This window comes from uncultured Aquimarina sp. (assembly GCF_947500065.1).
GTDB lineage: Bacteria > Bacteroidota > Bacteroidia > Flavobacteriales > Flavobacteriaceae > Aquimarina.
Genome location: NZ_CANMQT010000005.1, coordinates 44,959 through 68,606, shown reverse-complemented (window position 1 = coordinate 68,606; position 23,648 = coordinate 44,959). Strand labels below are relative to the sequence as shown.

27 protein-coding genes are annotated in these 23,648 nt (G+C 30.6%); 8 read left to right on the top strand and 19 right to left on the bottom strand.

All coding sequences use genetic code 11. The annotated features are described in order from the left end of the window. Positions 1-87: 87 nt before the first annotated feature. The 9 genes from Q0975_RS15770 to Q0975_RS15730 all read right to left on the bottom strand — a co-directional run bounded on the left by Q0975_RS15770 (position 88) and on the right by Q0975_RS15730 (position 9,585). Positions 88-2,712 carry a T9SS type A sorting domain-containing protein gene (locus Q0975_RS15770; protein WP_299438375.1) on the bottom strand — a complete coding sequence of 875 codons (2,625 nt, stop codon included), beginning with the start codon at positions 2,710-2,712 and terminating at the stop codon, positions 88-90. A gap of 203 nt (positions 2,713-2,915) precedes the next feature. Further along, positions 2,916-3,827, bottom strand: a complete 912-nt coding sequence (locus Q0975_RS15765) for an SMP-30/gluconolactonase/LRE family protein (RefSeq protein ID WP_299438373.1) — start codon at positions 3,825-3,827, stop codon at positions 2,916-2,918. A gap of 84 nt (positions 3,828-3,911) precedes the next feature. Beyond that, complete coding sequence (locus Q0975_RS15760; RefSeq protein WP_299438371.1) at positions 3,912-4,457, bottom strand: GrpB family protein; 546 nt, start codon at positions 4,455-4,457, stop codon at positions 3,912-3,914. A gap of 360 nt (positions 4,458-4,817) precedes the next feature. Next, positions 4,818-5,624, bottom strand: a complete 807-nt coding sequence (locus Q0975_RS15755; RefSeq protein WP_299438369.1) for a hypothetical protein — start codon at positions 5,622-5,624, stop codon at positions 4,818-4,820. Positions 5,625-5,905: 281 nt separating this feature from the next. After that, positions 5,906-6,433, bottom strand: a complete 528-nt coding sequence (locus Q0975_RS15750; RefSeq protein WP_299438367.1) for a GNAT family N-acetyltransferase — start codon at positions 6,431-6,433, stop codon at positions 5,906-5,908. A gap of 155 nt (positions 6,434-6,588) precedes the next feature. Further along, entirely contained in the window at positions 6,589-7,488 is a 900-nt protein-coding gene (locus Q0975_RS15745; protein WP_299438365.1) for a DUF2911 domain-containing protein, read from the bottom strand. A 123-nt stretch (positions 7,489-7,611) separates the two neighbouring features. Next, entirely contained in the window at positions 7,612-8,046 is a 435-nt protein-coding gene (locus Q0975_RS15740; protein WP_299438363.1) for a hypothetical protein, read from the bottom strand. A 103-nt stretch (positions 8,047-8,149) separates the two neighbouring features. Beyond that, complete coding sequence (locus Q0975_RS15735; protein WP_299438361.1) at positions 8,150-8,506, bottom strand: VOC family protein; 357 nt, start codon at positions 8,504-8,506, stop codon at positions 8,150-8,152. 107 nt (positions 8,507-8,613) lie between these two features. Continuing rightward, entirely contained in the window at positions 8,614-9,585 is a 972-nt protein-coding gene (locus tag Q0975_RS15730) for a nitronate monooxygenase family protein (RefSeq protein ID WP_299438359.1), read from the bottom strand. Positions 9,586-10,072: 487 nt separating this feature from the next. Between Q0975_RS15730 and Q0975_RS15725 the strand changes: the two genes are divergently transcribed. From Q0975_RS15725 to Q0975_RS15690, 8 genes are all read left to right on the top strand, one after another. Continuing rightward, a complete protein-coding gene (locus tag Q0975_RS15725; RefSeq protein ID WP_299438357.1) occupies positions 10,073-10,909 on the top strand; it encodes a phytoene/squalene synthase family protein in 837 nt (278 codons plus the stop codon). Between the two features lie 21 nt (positions 10,910-10,930). Further along, the gene (locus Q0975_RS15720) at positions 10,931-11,629 is read left to right on the top strand and encodes a lycopene cyclase domain-containing protein (RefSeq protein ID WP_299438355.1); all 699 of its coding nucleotides are present in this window, start codon (positions 10,931-10,933) and stop codon (positions 11,627-11,629) included. Then, positions 11,626-11,787 (top strand): hypothetical protein, encoded by a 162-nt coding sequence (locus tag Q0975_RS15715; protein WP_299438353.1) that lies wholly within the window; start codon positions 11,626-11,628, stop codon positions 11,785-11,787. The genes Q0975_RS15720 and Q0975_RS15715 overlap by 4 nt, the downstream gene beginning before the upstream one ends. After that, on the top strand, positions 11,784-12,443 hold the full coding sequence (locus tag Q0975_RS15710) for a carotenoid biosynthesis protein (RefSeq protein WP_299438351.1): 660 nt from the start codon (positions 11,784-11,786) through the stop codon (positions 12,441-12,443). The genes Q0975_RS15715 and Q0975_RS15710 overlap by 4 nt, the downstream gene beginning before the upstream one ends. After that, positions 12,440-13,060 (top strand): 1-acyl-sn-glycerol-3-phosphate acyltransferase, encoded by a 621-nt coding sequence (locus tag Q0975_RS15705; RefSeq protein ID WP_299438349.1) that lies wholly within the window; start codon positions 12,440-12,442, stop codon positions 13,058-13,060. Before Q0975_RS15710 ends, Q0975_RS15705 begins: the two co-directional genes overlap by 4 nt. A 107-nt stretch (positions 13,061-13,167) precedes the next feature. Continuing rightward, positions 13,168-14,160 carry a glycosyltransferase gene (locus Q0975_RS15700; protein WP_299438347.1) on the top strand — a complete coding sequence of 331 codons (993 nt, stop codon included), beginning with the start codon at positions 13,168-13,170 and terminating at the stop codon, positions 14,158-14,160. Then, complete coding sequence (locus Q0975_RS15695) at positions 14,127-14,882, top strand: M48 family metallopeptidase (protein ID WP_299438345.1); 756 nt, start codon at positions 14,127-14,129, stop codon at positions 14,880-14,882. Before Q0975_RS15700 ends, Q0975_RS15695 begins: the two co-directional genes overlap by 34 nt. Before the next feature lie 18 nt (positions 14,883-14,900). Continuing rightward, the gene (locus Q0975_RS15690; RefSeq protein ID WP_299438343.1) at positions 14,901-16,022 is read left to right on the top strand and encodes a DUF4056 domain-containing protein; all 1,122 of its coding nucleotides are present in this window, start codon (positions 14,901-14,903) and stop codon (positions 16,020-16,022) included. A 30-nt stretch (positions 16,023-16,052) separates the two neighbouring features. On the opposite strand, the gene Q0975_RS15685 is transcribed toward Q0975_RS15690, so the two are convergent. The 10 genes from Q0975_RS15685 to Q0975_RS15640 form a co-directional block, all read right to left on the bottom strand. Beyond that, positions 16,053-16,451, bottom strand: coding sequence for a hypothetical protein (locus Q0975_RS15685; protein ID WP_299438341.1), 399 nt, complete (start codon positions 16,449-16,451; stop codon positions 16,053-16,055). A 6-nt stretch (positions 16,452-16,457) separates the two neighbouring features. Continuing rightward, complete coding sequence (locus tag Q0975_RS15680; RefSeq protein WP_299438339.1) at positions 16,458-17,048, bottom strand: hypothetical protein; 591 nt, start codon at positions 17,046-17,048, stop codon at positions 16,458-16,460. Next, on the bottom strand, positions 17,038-17,508 hold the full coding sequence (locus tag Q0975_RS15675) for an RNA polymerase sigma factor (RefSeq protein ID WP_299438337.1): 471 nt from the start codon (positions 17,506-17,508) through the stop codon (positions 17,038-17,040). Before Q0975_RS15675 ends, Q0975_RS15680 begins: the two co-directional genes overlap by 11 nt. Further along, on the bottom strand, positions 17,508-18,458 hold the full coding sequence (locus Q0975_RS15670; protein ID WP_299438335.1) for an alpha/beta hydrolase: 951 nt from the start codon (positions 18,456-18,458) through the stop codon (positions 17,508-17,510). The genes Q0975_RS15675 and Q0975_RS15670 overlap by 1 nt, the downstream gene beginning before the upstream one ends. A gap of 97 nt (positions 18,459-18,555) precedes the next feature. Continuing rightward, positions 18,556-19,185: a class I SAM-dependent methyltransferase gene (locus Q0975_RS15665; RefSeq protein WP_299438333.1), complete on the bottom strand. Its 630-nt coding sequence runs from the start codon at positions 19,183-19,185 to the stop codon at positions 18,556-18,558. A gap of 34 nt (positions 19,186-19,219) precedes the next feature. Further along, positions 19,220-19,765: a DUF4844 domain-containing protein gene (locus tag Q0975_RS15660; RefSeq protein WP_299438331.1), complete on the bottom strand. Its 546-nt coding sequence runs from the start codon at positions 19,763-19,765 to the stop codon at positions 19,220-19,222. A 221-nt stretch (positions 19,766-19,986) separates the two neighbouring features. Beyond that, entirely contained in the window at positions 19,987-20,517 is a 531-nt protein-coding gene (locus tag Q0975_RS15655; RefSeq protein WP_299438329.1) for a DUF5946 family protein, read from the bottom strand. A 141-nt stretch (positions 20,518-20,658) separates the two neighbouring features. Then, positions 20,659-21,183, bottom strand: a complete 525-nt coding sequence (locus Q0975_RS15650) for a hypothetical protein (RefSeq protein ID WP_299438327.1) — start codon at positions 21,181-21,183, stop codon at positions 20,659-20,661. A gap of 182 nt (positions 21,184-21,365) precedes the next feature. Further along, positions 21,366-21,818, bottom strand: coding sequence for an RDD family protein (locus tag Q0975_RS15645; protein WP_299438325.1), 453 nt, complete (start codon positions 21,816-21,818; stop codon positions 21,366-21,368). A 330-nt stretch (positions 21,819-22,148) separates the two neighbouring features. Beyond that, on the bottom strand, positions 22,149-23,633 hold the full coding sequence (locus Q0975_RS15640; RefSeq protein ID WP_299438324.1) for a serine hydrolase domain-containing protein: 1,485 nt from the start codon (positions 23,631-23,633) through the stop codon (positions 22,149-22,151). Positions 23,634-23,648 lie beyond the last annotated feature (15 nt).

The following is a 23,648-nucleotide window of genomic DNA, read 5'->3' as shown; positions in this document are numbered from 1 at the left end:
GATATAGTTACACACAGCGTTTAGTATATGAAGCTTAATGCCCTGTTAAGGCATTATGGCTTCATACATTTGTGTTATAGCAAGTTCTTATTTCTTAGCAATTTTTTTGTAATAGCTATTATTTCCACTATTTACCTTTAGAATGTAAATTCCATTTTGGTTATTACTTATATCTATTTTTATCAAATTAGGTTTTGATTTATCTATTCTATGTTTATTATCAATTATAAGCTCTCCTAATAAGGACCTAACTTCTAGTGTTACTTGAGTTATTTCTTTACTATTCATTTCTAAATAAAAAATACCGCTATTACTGGGGTTTGGTGAAACTATAAAGTCAATTGTATCGGATAATAAACTTGAAGAATTATTTTGAATTATTTTTTTCGTTTTGGAACTGTAATAATTTTCCCATTTAAGCTTTGCGGGTATATTTTGGTTAACGGTTATTTGATCAATTGTCATAGGACCTATAGCAGGCCATGAAACTTCATTGTAACCGCTAAAGAAGCTAGGTTTTTCATTCAAGTATAATGACCGATCTGCTAAAAAATTGTATGTTTTTAATATTGTTCCATCCCCATTAAATAATTTGTAGTTATTATCATACATTATATAAGCAGTATTTTCAGAGAGAGAATCGACTAAGATGACATTTTTATATTCATTACCAACTATGTTTGTTTTTTCAGTATGATCTAAGTAGATATTACCTAAGTCATCAGATTCTTTATATACATAATTTCTGAAAATCGTATTATTTTCCCCATTTCTGTTTTCTCCACTTTGATAATCAGAAACAATGTACTCAACATAGTTTCCTTCAAATAAATTGGCATTTGGATTACCTCCATGTAAAATTAGGTCACCTAAGTCATTACCAGATTTTTCTCTTGAATAGTTATATCCAAAAACATTATATTTTGCATTGTGGTTTAATAGCATTGAGTGTCTGAATTTTTTAAAAATATTATTTTCTATTTTATTATACTTTCCTCCTAAATTATCTGTGCAATCCTTTCCAGAAATAGCAACACCATACCCTTGTCCACCGCCACCAAAGCATGAAGCATCATGAAAAAAGCTATCCCTAATTTCGATATTATTTGAACAAGCAAGGCTTATCCCAACATTATAAACCCCAGATAACTCAACATTCTTTACCCAACAATTGTTGGATTTTCTAAATTCCATTAATCTAAATCCTTTTAAGTTTACATAACATTCTATAGTATTTGATGGCTCATATTTGATAGATAAATTTTCTACACCTACTTCTGAGCCATTAGTTATTTGGACGTAATTGTTATTATTAGGTATACCAGATGAATCCACATTAATATCAAAAATAATTTCGGTATAGCTTGAATTATTGTCCGCTACAGTGCCTTTACCTTTTAAAATAATCTTTGAAAGATTATACTGATTGTTATCAATTTTGACTTCATCTCCTAGATTTATTGTGTCAGAAAGATGGTATGTTCCTTTTTGAAATTGTACTGTAATATATTCGTTAGGATATTGAATCTTAAGATTTGCAGCTTCAATCAATTTTTCCTTAAGGTTTAAATCATTCTGATTTGAATGCAATACTGGATCAGGCATCTTAACAATGCAATTTGAACAAGTATCTTCAGGGATCGGAATAATATTAGATTGGTAACCTGCATTTTTCCATTCTGATATCGAAAACTCCTCATTTTCTCTATTCGGAGGGATAGATTTAAAGTTCAAATAAGAAGGTTCTTCATAAGTAAAAACATTTCCGTAATTATGGTAAGCCCAAACGTTTGTGCCCTCATTGACTATTAAATCGTCTGTTCCATTATTATTTAAGTCTCCAAATGAGAGAAGCTTATCATTATGATTTGCAAGTGTATTCGTTATTTCATAGTTAAATCTAGCTCCATCAGATTCGTAGAGCCAAAGCTTTTTACCTTCAGGTGTGTTACCAGCTAAAATTAAATCTGAAAAATTATCTTTAATTGTATTTGAATTTAGAAAAAAGATTTCCTTTCCTTTTTGACCAACTAAATTGGTATAAGCTAAGTAATCAAACTTAACTCCGTCAGATTTATAAACCCAAACACGTTGATCATTATTATAATGTTGTACAAATATTAAATCTTTTTTATCATCTCCTGTTATATCAGCAAAATATTCCTTTTTAAAATAAGCGTCAGTAAATTTGGTATACGAGTTGTCCTGATATAAAAATTCTCCATTACTATAATTATATGTCCAGAGTTCTTTATCTAAACCAGAGTTCTTGATTAGGATTAACTCTTCTTTATTGTCATTATTGATGTCTGCAAATACTTGTTTGGTGTTATTACTTTCAGAAATGGGAATAAAAGTATGTTCAATATATGGGAATTGTTCGGGTAATATTTCAAAATACCATAAGTCCTTACCAGCGGGTGTATTTTTTATTAAGATTAAATTAGCTCTATTATCTCCATTGATATCAGCAACAGTGAAAGAGTCAAAATTGATGGAAGGACTAAACACTATTTCACTTAGAAAAGTAAAAACATAATCACTACTTCCTATATAGTTTTGTCGTATTACTAATTCACCTTCTTCCTTAGATATAGTTATGAAATCATCTTTTTGATCTCCATTTATATCTGCTAAAAACTTTTTTTCCTGACCGAATAGATTGAGTACAATTGAGAATAATAAAATTGTAAGTAGGTAATGATTTTTCATTGTTTTTTAGGGTCTTAATTTATTATAACGTTTGATATATGTGTCGTAACATTGCAAAATGTTACCATGCTTTTCGGTTTATTTGCGAATTGGTTGCTAATTTTTCTTTCAAAGTAAGTATTATGCCTTATAAAAATGCAACAACCATTAGATCAATCACTAATCAACGATGATCAGATATATCTTGTTATGTGTTTTATGTTTTATTGCGCTTTGATTTTCATAAGTTTATAAGATTCTAATTTTTTCAAATCTAGAACTTTATTCGTATTTCCGTCAAAATTGTCCAATTGAGTATTGATTACAAAATAGATGTATCCATCACATATGTCAAGGGTTGTGGGAATATTAAAATTTTCTCTGAATTCAACTATTTTTTTACTCTCTAGGATTCCCGTTCCATTATTGTTGAGGTTGTATTTGAAAAGGCCATTTTTGGATGTATCTCTTGAATGTACATTAACGATACCATAAAGATTGTTGTTATAAAATTTTAATCCGTCTATGCCTAAAAACTCCTTGTTCACTTCGTTCAATACTTTTTTAGTATCTATTTCTACAATTCGTATTCCTTTGGTCGATGCCAAATAAAGGTATTTATCATTACTCGAAATGGTTATGCCATTTGAATTGGCTATTTCTTCAGAATCGAGATAAATCTCTATCTTTTTAGAAGGTCTTTTTATTTTGTATACTTTGTTGCTTTCAGAGTCAGTTATAAAAATTTCATTTTTGGTACTAATTGTTAAATCATTTAAATAACGAAAATCATTATCTGTAATGGTATATGAATCAATAAGCGTTTTTGTAGAGAGCTGCAGAAGTAGTAAGACTGATGTATTACTTTGTCCGGTAAGTTTGTTACTAAGAGCATATAAGGTATCACCTTTGATCGTCATCCCAAAACCTGATAAATAGCCATGCTCTTTGGATTTAAGAAATGTACTAGGATTATCACCATCAAGATCACTGAATACTATTTTGTTGTTTTTTAAACTATTTAGATATACTTTTTTTGTCCTACTGTCTATAGCAATTCCTTCAGGGATTAAATCATTTTCAAAATCTAATTCAATATATTCAGTTTTTTGATCTGAACAACCTATCAAACTCATTAAGATTAAACTTATAAAAACGGATGTAGACTTTAACACAGATGCTATATTAGATGTAGTAGTTATTTACTGATTGCTATGATATTATGCTTGATGCTGAATGTTCGCTTTTTCTTTCTCAATAATTGCATCGATAAAATCATTAACATTCAATTCTTTTAATGCTGCATATCGTTTTTTATCCTGATTGGCTTTTTCTGCTAATTCATATTTCATTTTTTGATATTCCAATCTAGCCCTATCATTTTTTTTCAAAAAATTCCTGGATAGGATATGTCTTTCCAATGCTTTACTCTCGATTGGACACACGTAAAGATGATGAGTTATATTATCTAACATTTTGTTTGTTAAAGCCTCACCTGTTCTTTTGAAAACCTCTCGTTGCTCAATTCCTTGATTTCCGTTATGATAATATCCGATTTTAATCAATCCTGCTTTAATTTCTTTAAACTCTAATTCAGTTTCATAGATAATATCAATATCAATTATAGGTTTTGAGTCCAAATTTGGAACAGATGTACTTCCTACATGTTCGATTTGGTACTTAATTCCGCTTAAACCACTTCTAATTTGCTGCTTTAAATCTTCAAATTCTGTAATCCAATTAGATGTATATTTTTTGATTAGCATATTTATAGAATGATGAAAAATGTTAAATACATGTTCAGTTTTGTGATTGTTTTCACGTAGTGATAGTAAAGATAAACTATTTGTTAAATGAAATATATAGTATTATGCGTTTGTTTCTTATCTGGTTTTTTTTTGATTTATTCAACATGTTCAATAGTGAATCTTCGTTGTTTTTTGATTTTTCAATGTTTCTTTTCAAGCCACTTTTTCTCTTAATATTTACATTCACTTCACGAATTATTATTTCATTGTCTATATCCACTTTGTTTAAATTAGAAAACCCTAGAAAATGATATTGTTGTGAAGAATTATGTTATTAGGGTTTTTAAAATTAGGCAATCCATTTATTTTTATACATCGTTATGGTATGTTATTACTTGGAAAGTCAAATTTTATACCTTCAGCTACTATCAATTTACATAAGCTATCCAAAACAGGAGATTGATTAACTGCCGTGGCTTCGTGAAGAAAGTAATTATAAATTTTGGAATCTGAAGTACTACTGATATTATCTTGAAATGATTGAGTGACTTCGGTTATTGTTTCTCTATCTAATCTCCGTTCTGAACGAATATAATAAAGCTTATTTATAGCATCATAATATTTATTATGCTTATTTATACTGTCCAATTCTTGTTGCGTCAAACCAGAATTTAATTCTCTAAAATCGTCTGCTGTATGAATACCATTTAACCCATATACTGTCTGTTTAAGAGATATAAATAAGTCTTTATTTCCACTAAAAAAGTGAAGCCTACAAAATGTTTCAAGAGATTCCTGGCCAGCAAACCTAATAATTTGAGAATATGTATTGTTATAATGAATTATGGCATTTGCATTATTTTCAGAAGAGTTATAATTTTCATTAACATCTCCTGCATGAAATGAAAATTTTAACCAATAACTATTTTCCATAAATTGAGCTTTAAATTTTTCTGTCATTTGAGATAAATCAAATCCTTGTTTAGAATAGAATAAATTAAATGTAACTGTAGCTCCGTAATTATCGTGAAGACCCTTCCAAACAGAAAAAAAAGGATGATCGAATATACTTTCATAATTTTCGTTTGATACATCTTGTAATGCAGATATGACATCATCAACCGAAAAATGAGCGTACTGTGCTGTTGGAACATTTAGTAGATCTTCATCCTTTTTACAGTTCAATATTAATAATGAGATTAAAAATATTATTAAAATTTTCTTGATATACATATTTTATCTTGTGTATTTTTTGTAATTCTTATAAATTTTAACTTCTCTAATTATGAAGAGTTATAACTTGTTGCTTATGAGTAGGTTAACTGTGTTTGAGCCAATCAATTTACATGTTTTTTATAAATAGCATCTTGAACGATTAAATCAATTAATTCAATCACAAGTCCATCTTCATCAAGTATAAAAGTTTTTTGATGACCTTCAGGTTGGCAATGATTTGATAAATTCTTTTAAACAAACTCAGATTTTTTAATATTATACCAATTATGAGTCACACTTTCATAGTCAAAAGTATCAATAAATTTTAGACCAATTTTTTTTAGAATTTTGTTCGAGGCTACATGATTAACATCTGCTGCTGCACCAATTTCTTTCAAATTAAATTTCTCGAATCCATATTTAAGAGATTCGATCGCTGTTTCGGTAGCAATTCCATTTCCCCAATATTTTTTCCTGAGTCTATAACCTAAGTCATAGTAACTAAAATCTTTTCTTAATCTTTGTTTATATTTTAATCCAGTCCAACCAATGAAATCTTCTGTTTTTTTATCAATAATAGCCCAACGTCCAATTCCATTCTCAAGATATTGATTCCTTATAAAGTCAATCGCTTGTTTTGCCTCTTCCATTGTCTTTATGGGCTTTTTTCCTAAATATTCATGAACATCCGGATCTGAATCGAGCTCAAAAATCCCTTTCGTATCATATTCTTCTAGCTCTCTTATAATTAATCTCTCTGTTTCTATGTGGACTTTCATAGGTTTTATTCTTTTTTAATATTTGTTAATGAAAGTAATTTACACAATTTTAAAGATTGGATAATACACTAAATTAGTTTCTAATCTTTTGGATTGTTACATGTTTCTTGGTTTTTTCGCTGAAATCCCCTAAAAACAAATTGTTGTATATCATTTTAATCATTACTCCAATCCTTTATGTTTTTAGTGTTGTGTTTTATCCACCATTCATTACTAATTTTATTAGCGATTATTAATGATCTGTTGGCATATTTGAGCGCTTCTTCCTTCTTATTTAAATCTATAAGTATTTCTGATTTCATAGAATAGTTAGCAAGTAATCCTTTATCTCGCAGGTCAGCAGTTTTTAATAACTCTTCAAAGGTTATACCATTTTCACGAATACTTATTGAATTATTAATAGCTTCCAGAGCTTTTTTATTATCTTTTTCTAAGTCAAAATAAATGTATGCGGATGTAGCATATTTTTTAGCGAGAGAAATCTTATCTTCTTTTAATATTTTTTTTAATATTTTATCTGTTGGTATTTGTATCAATACGGAAACATACGTTCTTTCCCATGCAATTCCCAACATAGCTGAGTTTCCAGTCATGTTATCAAATGTTATTGACAGAGTTTCTACGTCTTTATTTAATTTAAAGGTAGGAACAGTAACTTTCGCAACAATATTTTCAGGTTTAACGATATCCGGCACACCGTATTCATCCAATTCAGTATGAAAATAAATATCCCATGTATCCGGATTGGGCTTTGTGAAAATAGTGTATGTGCCTGGCGTTAATTGTACGTTTTCAATTACTACATAATCAGAAAAAGTTATTTTAGTGTTTTTATTTGCACCAGTTCGCCAGATCTTGTCAAAAGGTTCAAGGTCACCAAATATTTTTCTTCCTCTCATGGATGGACGAGAGTACTCTAAAGAAACATCGACAATACCAATTTTTGTTTGAGTTTTTTGAAATGGACTTAGTTTAGGGGCTTTAATTGTAGTGCTTTGAGCAGTTAAACAGGATGTTAGCACTATACCTAATACTAGCAAAATTAGTTTTTTCATGTTTGGGTATTATTCGAATGATAAAAAATACTTAAAAATGTTTGGGTGATTGATATTACGCAATGGATAGCTATAAAGAGAGGTATCTCATAGACACTATTATTTATATGGTGTTGTTAGCTACTATTTGTTTTTTTCTAATGTAGAAAAAGCAGTAGCTTTTTTGCCATCACTATTAACCCCATCATTGTAAAAATAACTATATAAAACTCGCTCATTATCAATTTTGGAAAGAATTATGATACCGTGTTCGATACAAACTGATGTGTTGTTTTTAATTACTTCCATAAATGTAGCTTGGTCTTCTGAATATTTTATCAGTTTCCAATTCCCTGAACAGTTCAAGCTGGGATATGAGATGTTGTAAGTTTCTTTTTCTATGTCTATATCTAATTCAATTGTCCATTGATTGTCTTCAGAGAGGTCAATTTGAAATGCTATTCCGGTCCATGTACCCTCAAGCCAATTTTTATTTTTTGAATAGGATTTATTATGGATGCCACAACTTCCTAAATATAAAAAGCTAAATACTATTATGATTAATTTATAGTTTGTCATATTTATTTAGTGTTCCTTAAGAAATGTTCATTAGCAAGTGATTTCTATAATGAATTACAGAAACAATTAATTATAAAGCGTATCAGTGATTCGTTTTTTATTTCTAAAGACTTTGTCCGAATGTCAATAGATTACTATCCGGGTCAAGAACAGAAAACTCCTTTTGTCCCCAAGGTTTGATTTCCAATTTACCATTTGGGTGAATACTCGTTTTATGGTCTAATAATAATTGGTAAAAGTTGTCAATGTTATCAGTTCTAATATATACTTGGCCATAATTTTCTTTAGGATCCAGTTCTTTAAATTCAAAGAAGTGAATTTGAATTTGATCTTTTTCCATCATCAAATAACCATCAAAGTCAGCACTCCCAAATTCTTGAAACCCCAACTTATTTATATAATATTCCCTGGTAACACTTTTGTTACGCATTGGTAATTTCGGGTTAATATCGATTAGCATAATTTAATAATTAGTGTTTATAAGTTTGTTTTTTTATGTCCAAATTCAATGTTAGATTCTCGAAAAAAATAAATTTACCTCCAATTCAGATGTATGTTTTATTTAACTCAAAGTAAACCGTTCAATCTTTTGGTAATTAGGTTGTTTGTTTCTTCCATAATACGGTCAATTAGCTCTTTACAGGTTGGTATATCATGAATCAGCCCTACTACCATCCCGCAAGACCATGCTCCAATCTCCATATCTCCGTCAATCATAATTTTGGGATATACGCCTGCTACTTCCTCAATGATATCTTCAAATTGGATGTTCTTTCCTAATTTTTTTTCTTTTTCTAGCAATCGCTGCACGGCTGCATTGTTCATTACTCGTTCTGTATTTCTTAACGGTCGCATAACTAAACGTGTATCCAATTCAGTGGCGTCCAAAATGGCTTGTTTTACATTTTCATGGATAGGTGCTTCTTGAGTCGCCATAAAGCGGGTTCCCATATTTATACCTTCAGCACCCATAGCTAAAGAAGCTACCAAAGAGCGAGCATCTGCCATTCCACCGGAAGCCAAAAATGGAATTTCTAATTCTTCTTGAGCACGTGGTAGTAAAATCATATTCGGAATATCATCTTCTCCTGGATGACCACCACACTCGAAACCATCAACTGAGACAGCATCACAACCAATAGACTGAGCTTTTAGGGCATGTCTTACAGAAGTGCATTTATGAATGATCTTAATTCCTGCACCTTTTAGATATGGCAGAACCTCTTGAGGATTACGTCCTGCAGTTTCTACAACTGTTACACCTCCTTCAATAATGGCTTTTACATAACCAGGATAATCAGGTGCATTAACGGTCGGTAAAAATGTTAGATTTACTGCAAAAGGTTTATCGGTCAGGTCTTTACATTTTGCAATTTCATTTGCTAAATCAGCTGGAGTTTTTTGGGTTAATCCTGTTATTGTTCCAATACCACCTGCATTAGAAACAGCTGCAGCCAATTCAGCAAACCCTACATAGTGCATTCCTCCTTGCATGATAGGATGTTCAATACCAAACAGTTCAGTTATTTTAGTTTTCATTATATTACTTTTTAATAGTCAAGTTCAATTTATTGTTTTTTTTGTGAGAAACCTTTTATTTCAATTATTCTTATGAAGTTATTTTTATAGCATGCATTAAATATAACAAACCTCGTGGACTTAAAGGATAGCTATGTTTTGTCATAAAATGTTATTTATGCCTAGAGGAATATTTTTTACAATAAGTAATTCCAACATTTTATGATTAAACTATAAAGATGACCAAACCACACTAAGAGAGGTTTATAGGATAGTGTAATTGCCTATTTAAAAAGTAGGCGAGTTTGAAAAAGATGATTACTTTTGCAAACGATATTAACTTGTCAACATACTAAGTAAGAAGAATTAAATAGTTTTAATGCGTAACTAGCTCTTCAGACATATACCTCTTATACAGGTGAATAGATTGAAGTAATGTTTTTAAGTAGTGATGATTATGATATTGTATTATCATCAAATTGCATTAGAAAAATTTAAAAAGGAGTAAATGAAGGAATTATTTGATGATGTATCATTTAAGTGTAGTAAAATTGTTACACAAAATTATAGTACTTCATTTTCAATGGGTATTAAACTGTTTGATAAATCAATAAGAGATTGCATCTATAGTATTTATGGCTTTGTGCGTTTTGCGGATGAGATTGTTGATACATTTCACGATTACGATAAAGCCACTTTATTTTCAAATTTTGAAGAAGATTACTATCGCGCCTATGACCAAGGTATAAGCCTGAATCCAATACTCAATTCATTTCAAATAACGGTTCGTAAATACAATATTGATGATGAATTAATACAAGCTTTCTTAAAAAGCATGCGCAGTGATTTATCAAAGAAAGAGTTCGATGATAATGAGATTAAAGCGTATATATATGGATCGGCTGATGTAGTGGGGCTAATGTGCCTTAAGGTTTTTGTTAATGGAGATGAAGAACGTTATCAGGATTTAAAACCTGCTGCTATGCGTTTAGGTTCTGCTTTTCAGAAAGTAAATTTCTTGCGTGATATCAATGATGATACCAATGAGTTACATCGCATCTACTTCCCAATCTTGAGGGATAATAAACTAACTGAAAATATCAAGAACAAAATCATTAATGATATTAACGAAGATTTCAGAGTTGCTTTATTAGGAATCAAAGAATTGCCTGATAATTCAAAAAAAGGAGTGTATGCAGCCTATCTTTATTACACTAAACTTACAACAAAGATAGAGAGTACTCCTGTCGAGAAATTACTTAATGAGCGAATTCGAATTCCTAATAGAGTTAAGATATGGTCATTAGGCTCTATTTACATCAGTAAGAAGCTTAAACTGGCATAGAACACCAGAAAATCACGAACTATGTCACTCTATTTAATTATACTTATTATTTCACTTGCTGGACCTCTAGCTTTGAGTTTCGAAAAAAATCTTAAACTATATAAGCGTTGGAAATATCTGCTTCCTGCAATCTTAATAACGATGGTGGTTTTTGTTACTTGGGATATTATCTTTACACATATTGGATGTTGGTTTTTTAACCCAATGTATAATTCAGGCATATATATAAATAAGCTTCCTTTAGAAGAATACCTGTTTTTTATTGCCATTCCATACGCTTGCGCGTTCTCGTTTTACGCGGTTAAATTTCATTTTCCAAAATTCAAGTTAAATGAACAATGGACAAAAAAATTAACTTTTATAATTGTAGTATTATCAATTATAACTTCGCTGTTAAATCAAGATCTGACCTATACTTTTGTTAATTTCCTTGTTTTGCCAGCGATACTTTTATTAAGTTATTATTTTAGCAAAGAAGTAGTACAGTACTATTTAGCAATATATCCAATTTTACTCATCCCATTTTTTATTATAAACGGAATCTTAACGGGTACAGGAATTGAAGAAGCCGTTTTTGATTATAACCCTCAAGTAATATTGGGAATTCGTGTTCTTTCATTTCCGCTTGAAGATATGTTTTATAATTTTTCATTGCTTTTATCACCTTTGGCGTTAACTCATATTTTTGAAAAGAGGTTTAAAAAAACTAAAAAGGTATGAAGATTGCAATGATTGATTTCAGAATTGGTGGCTTGGTTGTTGTTTGCAGAAAAGGACATGAAGTAAGTGTATTTGAAAAAAACACACATCCTAAAGGAATATCACGCTGTTTAGCTAGTGCAAAAGTGTTGCTAATGAAATACCCGCATAATAGATGAACCGGATAATTAAATACATTGTTAATGAGGGGCTTCCAATAACCTTTATAGTTTTTTACTGTGTGGGATTGGCTTTATATTTTACGCCTTTTACTCACAATTTGTTTATACTAATTACACCTTACACACTTGTTTTAGTTACCGTAGCAATCTTTTTACATCATAAAGAGTGGAATATAAGAACGATTGCCGTTTTAGTAAGTATTTTTATACTAAGCATTGCAATCGAAATTATTGGTGTAGCAACTGGTAAATTATTTGGAGTATATGCGTACGGTAAAGGGCTTGGTATCAAAATAGTTGATGTACCTGTTATCATTGGCCTTAATTGGGTTTTTTTAACATATGCTTCTAATAGTATTATCTCTAAATACACATCCAAAAACATTCCGATTATTGTAGGTGCTGCATCACTGATGGTACTATACGATATCTTACTAGAGAAAGCAGCTCCCTTAATGGATATGTGGGTGTTTTCAAAAAATGATCCGCCTATAAATAACTATATAGTCTGGTTTTTATTGGCTTTAATTTTTAATTGGGGTATTCAGAAATTTAAGATAAATACAAACAATCCACCTGCACGTTGGTTATTTTTTGTCCAATTCGGTTTTTTTATAGTTTTAGTTATTCTCAATATTTATACTAAAGAATGATACGAGCTAATCATAATAAATTGTGGGTAAAGTTTTCTAAGTATTATACGAAAGTGCTGATAGGCTTTTTTTTTGGGAGTATTAAGTATACAGGTCAGTACGAAGAAAAGGGACTTCCTATTCTTATGATCAGTAATCATTTCTCGTTTTATGATGGCTTTATTCAAATCTTATTAAACTTCAAAATTTTTAAAAGAAGGTTTAATTTTATGATGCTGGAAAAGGAATTGAGGAAAAATATGTTATTAACTAAAATTGGAGCTAGCTCAATCAACAAAGGCAAGCGATCAAGTATAGCCAGCCTTGATTATGCTGTTGAAATGTTACAGGATAAAGAGAATTTATTTTTGTTTTTTCCACAAGGGAGAATAAAGAGCATATATACACGAGAGTTTACTTTTGAAAAAGGCTTACTTTCGCATATTCTAAAAAATACAAAAAATGATTTCCAATTGGTCTATAATGTAAATCTTATTAATTATGGAACTAAACTTAGACCCGATATGTGTGTCTATTATGAGACACATACCATAAGTACAAATATAAATGCTGAGGATGTAGAACGAGAATTTAATCGTTTTGCAAAAATGTGTTTTACAAAACAAGGTGTAAAATGATTTATTTCTGTTATTTCCTAATAACCCTGCTTATTATCAGATTGCTTGTAGCATTTGTTAATTATCTTTCGTTTGCTTATTTACCAAAGGTAACTTCATTAACGTCAGTGCCACGTGTCTCGATTTTAATACCCGCTCGTAATGAGGAAGAAAATATTGGAACCTTGCTAGAGCAATTATCTACGTTTGAATACAGTATGCTCGAAATCATTGTCTACAACGATCACTCAACCGATAAAACGGAAAGTATCATTGAGCATTGGGCATCACTCAAACCTAATATTAAACTATTAAATGGGGATGGACTTCCACAAGGTTGGTTAGGTAAGAATCATGCTTGTCACCAACTAGCACAAGCTGCTACGGGTACTATATTACTCTTTTTAGATGCAGATGTAAGTGTGAAAAAAGACGTGATCAAACGTAGTATTAGCTATCTTCAGAAACACGAACTTCATTTGTTATCGATATTTCCAAAGCAAATAGTCAAGTCTTTGGGAGAAAAAGTTTCAGTACCCTTAATGAACTGGGTTTTATTGAGTATACTTCCAATTTATCTAATTCGAAAGTCAAAAAACAAAATCTTTTCAGCTGCTAATGGACAATTCATGATGTTTAAAGCAGATACGTATAAGACAATATGGCCTCATGAAAAATATAAGTCTCATAAAGTAGAAGATATCGCTATAATAAGATTGTTTAAACAAAAGGGCCTCGCTAGTGATACGCGCTTAGGAGATAACGACATTTCTTGCCGAATGTATGTTGGACTAGATGATGCTATTGAGGGGTTCATAAAAAACATATTTCAATTTTTCGGGAATAGTATTTTAGTAACTATTTCTTTTGGAATTTTAACGACCATTGCTCCATTTGTAGTGTATGTACATATGGGTTTGTGGTGGTTAACTGCATACCTTGTAGGTATTGTATCTATTCGATTTTTTGTAATGTTGGCAAGCCAACAATCAGTTGTTCAAAACTTACTTTTAGTCCTGCCACAGCACATTGTATTTCTTTTAATAATAATTAAAGGACTCATAAATAATAAACAGAAAAAACTAATATGGAAAGACCGAAATATATTACAAGATTTGTAATTGGAATCAGCGTTTTGTTGCTTTCAATACAATTGGGCTTTTCCCAAAGTGCCTATCAAGAACCAATTTACAAAGCTTATTCACGAGGTAAAATGGATACGTGGTACGAATTAATGCATTCGTGTGAAAAAAATGTAAATTCGAATAGTTATGAAGAACAATTGGAACTTATCAGTTATTATTACGGTTATACGGCTTGGTTAATCGGTGCAGAAAAACACGATACTGCTGAAGAATATATAGATAAATCAGAGGAAATTATTGATAAATTATTGGAAAAATCTCCCGAAAATGCAACCCTATTAGCATACAAAGGAGCTTACATTGCATTTACCATTGGTATCTCAAATTTTAAGGCTATTTACTTAGGTAGGAGAAGTATGAAATATATAGATAAATCTATAGAATTAGATCCGGAGAATATTCAAGGAAATATTGAAAAAGGAAACTCCATGTATTATCGCCCATCAGCTTTTGGAGGTGATAAGGCAGAAGCGATTAAATATTACGAAAAGGCAGTTAGAAGCTTTGAAAAACAAGGACTAGTTGTCAGTAATTGGATGTACATAAACACAATGACTGCTTTGGGGCAAGCGTATGAAGCTACCAATCAGATACAGCTAGCCAAATTGTGCTATGAAAAAATAATTCGCATATTCCCTAATTTTATGTGGGTTGAAGACGAACTTTATCCCGATATGCTGAAGCGTAACAATCTATAATATTTATCATCTAGTAGTATGAAATTTGTCATTTACAAAATAGCATTAAATAGCATTAAATTATTTATACTAATAGGTTTTGTGGTTACTCCTATAACTATGGGTGCTCAAAGTATAGAAGATAAAGGTGTTGATCTAGGTAAAACTCCTCCTCGTATTATTAGAGCCTGTTGTGCTTTTGGTTATGATTTAAAAATATGGGGTGTGCCATTTGTTTCTATTGATCAGGTTATTAATATTGATGATTTGAGTGAGCATCACTATATGGGTAATAAGAGTGAAGGTACTGGAACTATTTATACAAATAAGGGTGGTTTTATTGATATTGGTCACTTACGAGATCAAATTGATTGGACGCGCTATTTATATACAACCATTCTCGATAGTAGAGGCAAAGGTGAAGTAATTTTGCCTTTACGTAACGAAGCAGGACGTAAGATTTTATATTTGAATGTACCAGCACAGCTTAGTAATAGTGATTGTATTCTATTAGCGGGAAAAATAACATACGATCTTTCCCTATGGCATGAGATTTCTACTTGGTTTGGTGCATCCACCATTCCTTTTATACCAGAAAAATTCTCTAGTTTCTCGGTTGAGGATGTATATTCAAACTTACTTGGGATACATGTAGGTATGAAAACTTTGCATTCTAAACTCCCTTTTAATGAGGCAGCAACAATGATGATCAAATCGACATTAGATAGTTTAGATGTTGCAAAGACGGCAAAAGAAACCTATGATGCCTATGATGCTGTGAATAATAAATGGTACACGAATAAAAAACGAATACCTAGCACAAAAATTACGCTTAAGCGTGATCCTGATGTTCTTATTTCAAGTCGTCCTTGGATAATTCCTAATGAGACAAATAACGTTAGTGATGCAGTTATTTTAGATGTTCCTCTTTTAAATACCAAAGGTGAGTTGCTTACCAATTTTTATCAATTTACCATTGATCTTAATTATAGATTTCCTGTAGAAGAGATTTTTCCAGGTCGCAAAAGTAGCCTTATCAACCAAGATGATTTTGGTGTGTTGCTGAATAGAATCACTAATGAGTTGCAAATCATGGAACAAAATGCATTGGTAGAAAAGAAAGAAAGTAAGTCTTCAAAAGTAGGCATTTCTGTAAATTAGTAGTGGCACTAAGGATGTTGGTATTAGTTTTTATTTCTGCATTTCTGGTTTAATCGGATTCGTTTTAAAGGCATAAGCAAAAAATACCATAAAAACCACATATATTAAAGTTAGTGAAATAACTATTTCTGAATTGATTTGGATTTCAGAAATAGTTTTAACCAAAGCAATTGCTCCAACACCAAAATGCATGAGATTTCCAACTACTAAGGGTTTATTGTAAATCCCACCAATCAAAGTTCCTTTGGACATCCAATTTAACATTGCGAATCCTAGGTAAAGTGCGCCAAGTAGTTGTAAAAATAGAGTTGTAATAGGATTTGGTATTATTGTCATATTTGAGATAATTTCATTAGGTAGAAATGTTAAAATGATCCCCAGAATACCTAAAAAGATGGCACTTAATATCATTAATGTTTTTGTATTCATATTTTTTTAATCAATTAATTGTTCATTTAACTCCTTAAATCTTGTTATCAATATATTCAATTTAGCTTGTTGCTTCTTAAGTATTTTCGGTCTAAAATAAAACGCATTTAGGCCTACCCAAAAGAGTACAATGCCATAAGAAATAATTGCCCAAGAGAGTGTCATTTTAGCTACATACTCATACATATAAAGGCTTAAACCTAAAGAAAGTAGGATGAAATAAATATTTAGTAAGTATGTTTGTTGAAAACGTTGTTTTTCTTTTAGCATTAGCAGTTGCTTAAGCTGAAGCTTAGCATCCAGCTCGAGATTATTCTTTAATAGGAGAGGAGTAAGTGTATTGTGGAATGCTAGGTATATTATCATTGCTATGATACAGATAATAAGGCCAATTTTTGTGATCATAAACCTGGGTTGATAATAATACCAAACAAAACCAATAAAAATGGAAGTGATTACTAACAGAGCGTTAGCTATAACGAGTTTATAGAATGTGTTTTTTTTAAACTTATTTGCTTTTTTTATAAGTTCTTTTGTTTCCGGAATTTCAATTTGCTGCTTATCCCAGAGCTTCTTGAAATTTATATTATCTACCATTCTTCTGAAATTTTCGAGTTAGTTTTTCTTTTATTCTGTGAATTTTCACCCTAACATTACTTTCTGAAAGGCCAACAATTTTTGCTATTTCTTTCTGTTTTAAATCCTCCAGTTCCAGTGTTATTATGATACGTTCAATTTCGGGAAGTTCAGAAATGTATTGATATAAAAACTGTACTTGTGGCTCATTGTTTATAGATTTTTTTTCTGAAATTTCTAAAGGCAATTCAGATTTTGGCATCTTTTTGTCCTTGTCAAGTTGCCGTAAGCAAGTATTTACTGCAATCCTAAATATCCAAGTACTTATGGAAGATTCATTCCTGAATTTTGGTAATTGTTGCCAAACTTTAATAAAGGTTTCTTGTGCAATATCTTTTGCAGCGTCGTGATCATTCATGTATCCCATACACTGTCTATATACTTTCGGCCAATACGTTTCATGAATTTCTTCAAATGTCATTATTTGATCCAAGTTTTCAAAGTATTTATAAACTGATTTTGCTGGTCAATAAAGACGTTGTGAGAACAATTCTTGATGTATTTAAAATTATTTATGCCCACTATTTTTTTGAGCTTTATTAACTGTTCTTCTGAATATAGACCATCTTCAGTACCGTATACACCAAAAATTTGAATTTTCTTTTTCAATACATTCTTTAGGTGTTGCGTTAGGTCAATTGAAGTGTAATTTTCATTTTCCCAAAAACCTTTAGGTGCTTCAAAGGTCGTTTTTGTGCCATTGCTTCTAAAAGAAATATCTGATTTCAATTTTGTATAAATAGCTATGGCTTCTTCAGAGGGGGCTTTTGGCATATAAAAACCATTTTGGATGGCATGCCCAAAACTATATGAACTATACTCCAACGAATTTTTATTCATTTTTTCAAGCATTCCAATGTACTTTAGATTGATGCTATCTTTATTCTTTTCATAAATTCTTTTCGAAGTTTTTATGATGGTACTAAATGTTTCTTGAATCGATAATGGGGCAGCCACTAAAACGAGAAATTTTATTTTATTTGGATATTTCTCTGCATAAAGAGTTCCAACGATTCCTCCAAAACTATGTCCAATTAGGCTAGCCTCTTTTAGGTTGAATTTTTTATAGATGGAGTTCAAATCATCAAACGTCTCTTGAAATGTGAATTTCGCATTTTGATCATGAGAGCGACCTTCTCCACGCCTTTCATAAACAATGACAAAAAAACCATTTTCACTAAGTTTTTGCGCCGTTGTTACTTCAAAACCTATTGAATTGTATCCAGGTCCGCCATGAAGATAAATTATTGGCTCACTATTGGGGTTACCAAATGCTTTTGAATAAATTGTTTGAGAATTAGCTGTTATTGTTATTAAGATAAATGCTAATAAGATGATAGGTTTTTTCATTTTGCCTCCTTTATTTTTCATTTAGATACAAGGAATGTCAAAATGTTACAAATTATTTTTTATTATTGCCAACGGTTTGACTAAACTAAATTTTAATGCAGTTTAAGTTTGGTTAACATCAGTTTTTCTTTCTGAATACAAAAGATATGAGCCTTGGTATTTCTTTTTCAGAATTATCGTCAAACCATTCATCTATTTCCAGTAGCTTAAAATCATTATTTTCTGCATTATGAAGATAGTCAGAAATATGATGTATATAGACTTTTAACTCTTCAATTCCTCTTTCAGTCTCGGATTTTGCTTTACTTCCTGAATATTGTTTAAAAGGATGCAATTCGCTTATGAAGAAAATCCCGTTTCTCATAAGCTTCTGATTTGCCTGATTAAAAATATGGTTCAAATCATCAATGTGTTCAAGAGTAAGGCTTGAAGTTACCAGGTCTGCGAATTGATTTCCGATTTCCCATTCTTTGTTAAGATCGGCTTTTTTTAAATCAGCTCTACTATCAGTTATTTTCTCTTTAGCAATATTTAACATTTTCTCAGAGAAATCAAGTCCGATCACTTGCTCAGCTTTGCTTAATAACCAACCAGTATTCTTTCCTGTTCCACAACCTAGTTCCAACACATATCTAAACTTATATTTAGATAAAGTCTCAATGGTTGCTTTTATGTCTAAATCACGAGTCTTGTTTTCATTCGTATCGTATTGCCTAGCCCAAGAGTTATATGCTTTTTCTATACTCATTTCTATTTCTTCTCAATTTTATAAAAGCCTGTACTCAGCTTGATTGGATATTTAGCGCCTTTGCAAAAGGGAAAAGACTTTTCGATAGAACACTAATTTTTGATCTGGTTTTATATATGATGTTATCGCACGGTTTAATTTTTTTTGTCAATTCGTTTGGGTCAAAACCATAATAAAAATTATTTAATTGACCATCTGAACTTTGAAGCGCGACAATGTCCATTATTTCTTGAAAATAAAGTAAGATTCTCTCTCTGTCCTCTGAATCAAACCCTAATTCAGTTTCATTAAATTTTAAAAGTCCAATTCTAATAGCCTCTTGGTATTTTTTGTCAGTTGGATTTTCAGATTCCGAAATTTGCTTGAAATCTTTTGCAACATCATTAATTTTTTCTGTTAATATTGGGCGCAATTTTTCATCCGAAATATTTGGTGAATAGTTTTCCGTATAGAATTTTTTCTTTGTAATAAATTCAGCAAACTTTTCTTTTGCATTTTTTGGTGTTTTCATTTCAGTCATATTCTGTCCGTAAGCAGATAAAGTCAAAAAGAGTATTAATATTTTAATGTATTTAGTCATTTCTGAAATAGTTGCTAATATTCAGTATAAGAAGCGTAGGGCAGGTGATAGGCACTTTCATTTCAGTTTATTACTTAGTTAAATATAAATGTTTTGCTTTTATTTTTCCTTCGATAAATGCTAATTTTTAAATTTAGTGGCATTGTAAAAATTCATAAAATAATAAATTTGGTAAAAACGGATCATGTTTTTTATACACTTATAACAGCTGTCTTCCTTTATTATTGATTTAAAAATCCTTTCGCAATATCATCTACAATACTATGGTGGATATTCCATTTTTCATAAACACTCAAGCCCCATTTTCTTATCAACTCTTTACAATCCGCCTTATTGGTTGATTTCTCTTTAATGTAGGTTGTTGTTATATTTCCTCTTTTTAGAATTTCAGGAGGAGTCAGATATTCATCCTGTTTATGAACCTTATATTTATTTAAATAATCACTAAGTTTTGGTGATAGTTCATAAGTCCACTTTATATCATATTTAAAAATCAAATGAAGTCTTGACAAGTGAAAGTGGTTATTCCACCTTCCATGAATTTCAGGGTGCTGTAATGTGTGGGCATCTACAATAAGAAATCTATATATGTGATTTTTAATATTAGAAAAGTCAATATCTTGAAATCCAAGATTAAAAATCTCTAAACATTCGTGAATTCCTCTTTGCGTGTTTGCACCACAAAATTGACACTTTCCATTATCTAAAAGGACAACTCCATTCTTTTCTGCTAAATCAATATAGTCTTGCATGCTGTCTTTTTTGCTTGTTATTAACAACTTTGATGGATGATTAGTCGCGTGGTTTCTGGACTAATTTAGCAAATAGAAGCCTAATATAAAATCCAAGAGAATTTTTGTAAGTAAGGCAGTACTAGCAATAAATTATAGACATTATTGTACGTTCGTTTTTTTATTTTTCAAGTAAATTTCAAATTCATCTTTTAATATTCCACTGACGTGATGTTTTAATCCGAAAAACCTTTTTAATCCATGAAAAACAGTTTCTACTGAGTTTGTCCATGGTTTATATAATTCTCTACCTCTCAAGTTTTCTGGATAAGCTAAAATAACTTTGTCTTGTTCCCAGATTTGTTCCAAGTCTAATTTCTCTTTTAATTTTTCCATAAACTTATCAAAACCTTGCATTTCCTCAGATTCGTAAGTCATATTAAAGTAAATAGGCTTTTTATCTTCTAAAATAAAAATTATAAAAAATGAGTCATCATCTCCTCTCATTATATTCCCAAAAGCTATACCTGATATTTCACTATATTTTAAATTCCAATTATAGTTTACTAAATGTCTTTTTGTTTTAATGAATTTTGTATGAGTGTCATTTACATAAAATCCTACATCATGTTTTTTGATGTATTCCTCTTTTTCTTTCCTTAATTTTTCAATCAAGTTCTTACTCATTTTATCGATTTTTTAAATGACGTACAACACCAAATATATGAATCAGACTAAGTCAAACGTATCTTCACCAATCGATTATTCTACACTTGTTTTATAACTTTTTCTTTTTAAAATGTTTGTGCCATTGGAAATATAAATGGGCCATAGAGTTATCACTTGGTTGCTAGGATATCGTACGCTTTTTATTTGGATTTTTTAAGGTCTTTGATCTTTACAACTATAGTATTAGCCACTAAATCTCCAACCCTTTGATTTTTTTCTGAATTTTGTATAGTAAGAATTCCAACTAACCCAAAAAAGAACATATCAATTGGATCTAACAAATGTCTTAATAAAGATTGCCCGAATGATAGTTTTTCAGAAATTCCATTAATTGATATCGGTTTTAATCCGACAATTGAGTTTCCTATCGTAGCTCCAAAGAGTTGTTCAAGTCCAATTGTCATTAGTCCCCAGAAAATTACTGGTATCAGAGCTGGTAATCCACTTACTGAATACCCTCCATCTGGATCAGGTTCTCCGTATGCATACACATAAGCAAAGAAAAAGGCATAAATAATTAAATAGTCAATAAATCCTGCTAAAATTCTATTTCCAATATTAGATTCTGTTTTTGTATCCGTTATATAGGCCATTTAGTTTGTTATTTTTAATGTATGATAATGTTTAATATAAGTGTCGTAACAGAGAGAATTGTTACCTTGTTTTTTGGTTTTTCTTGCGCATTGGTTCCTATTATGTTGCTTTACAAGCATTGCGCTACCTCAAAAAGGAAATAACCTTATGATCTAGTACTAAGTTTTGTTCTGATTCTATATATGATGTTAGCAAATGTGTTCGTGTATGATTTCGTTGTGGAATCATCTGCAAGATTATTCTGCTTAAGAAATTAGTGTAATTTATAAGTTAAATTTTGTTTTAGCTCTTTGCCATAATCAATTATACACTTCTTAAGCTTATAATGCTTAAATTTTAGTGTAGCTATACTCGTCATCATACATAGCTCCTAAAACAGTGTCCCCATCAGTTTTGAATTCAATTTTATTACCATCAATGCCATCAATAAAAACATTTTTCGAAATAGGAACTAAAGGAAACTCATAGATATCCTTATCATGAAACTCTTGATAATACAATTGATTGTCTTTAACAACAACGGTTATTATAAAGTCTTCATCTTCACCATCTGCTTTATAACTTCCAAGATAGTTTTTATAATTATTTAAATCAATATCAATTTTGGTAATTACTTTGGGTTTCCAAAGATCATAATTAAATGCGTTAGCTACAGAACGCAACATTTCCCAGAATAAATCATCAACACCATCAGAATTAACCAGCATTACAAATCCATTTCCTAGTTTAGGATCCATTGCCATAAAACTGTAAAATCCAGGAACTCTTCCGGAATGGGAGAAGAGCAATAGGTTATCTTTTTTTATGAGGTCAAATCCTAAGCCATAATCATCTTCTGAAAATAGTTGTTTTGCTAACGCTGTACTTAAGAATGTATCTTTTCCATTAACTATATTCGCAATTTTTATGGAAAATTTGGCTAAATCTTGAGATGTAGAAAATAAACCTCCTCCACATTTTTGAGTTATGTTTTTATAAAAACCTTCATGAACTACTTCATCTTTATAGGCATAACAAAACGTTGTATTACTAGCGTCAGGATATACTGTTTCAAACGTACTATTTGACATGCCAAAAGGCGTTAGAACTAATTCCTGGACAACATCTTGAAATAATTCCCCTGTCACATCTTCTATTACTTTTTGTATCAGGTTGTATCCTTGGTTAGAATATTTAAAGGTTTCTCCTGGTTTAGTTGTAAAGGTGATTGGTTGTAAAGCAGATTTACCGTCTAAAACTTCATTAAGAGTAAATGTTTTTTCACCTTTTATAAATCCATGATCTCCGAGTTTTACCAGCTGCTGTTTTTTCAAACCAGAAGTGTGGTTTAACAGTGTTCTTAACGTTACAGGAGTTTTTTTTATAAATTTACTTTTGGGTAATTTCCATGATTTTAAATAGGTTTTAATGTCTGTATCTAAATCTAGTACGCCTTGATCTTGAAGTTTAAGAATAACAATAGCTGTAACAGATTTGCTAATTGAACCAACTCTAAAAACCGAATTTTCTGCAACTAAATTAGAATTCTCTTTTTGGCAAAACCCATAACCCTTCGTGTCTTCAATTTTGAAATCCTTGATAGTAGTTAATGAGAAACCAACCGCTCCATAATGTTTCATTCTATCTAATAGTTGGTAATAAACAGGGGCGTTTTCTATTTGAACTGTTGGGATTAATCCATTTTCAATTTTAAATAAATAAGTGCTTTCTTTTTTTAAGCTTTCTTGACTATTACATGAATAATAGAAAAGGAGCATAGCAGCAATTAAATAGTTGACCTTAAAATTAATTTTGATTGATGTTAAAGTATCCATAATTTATAATTTTTT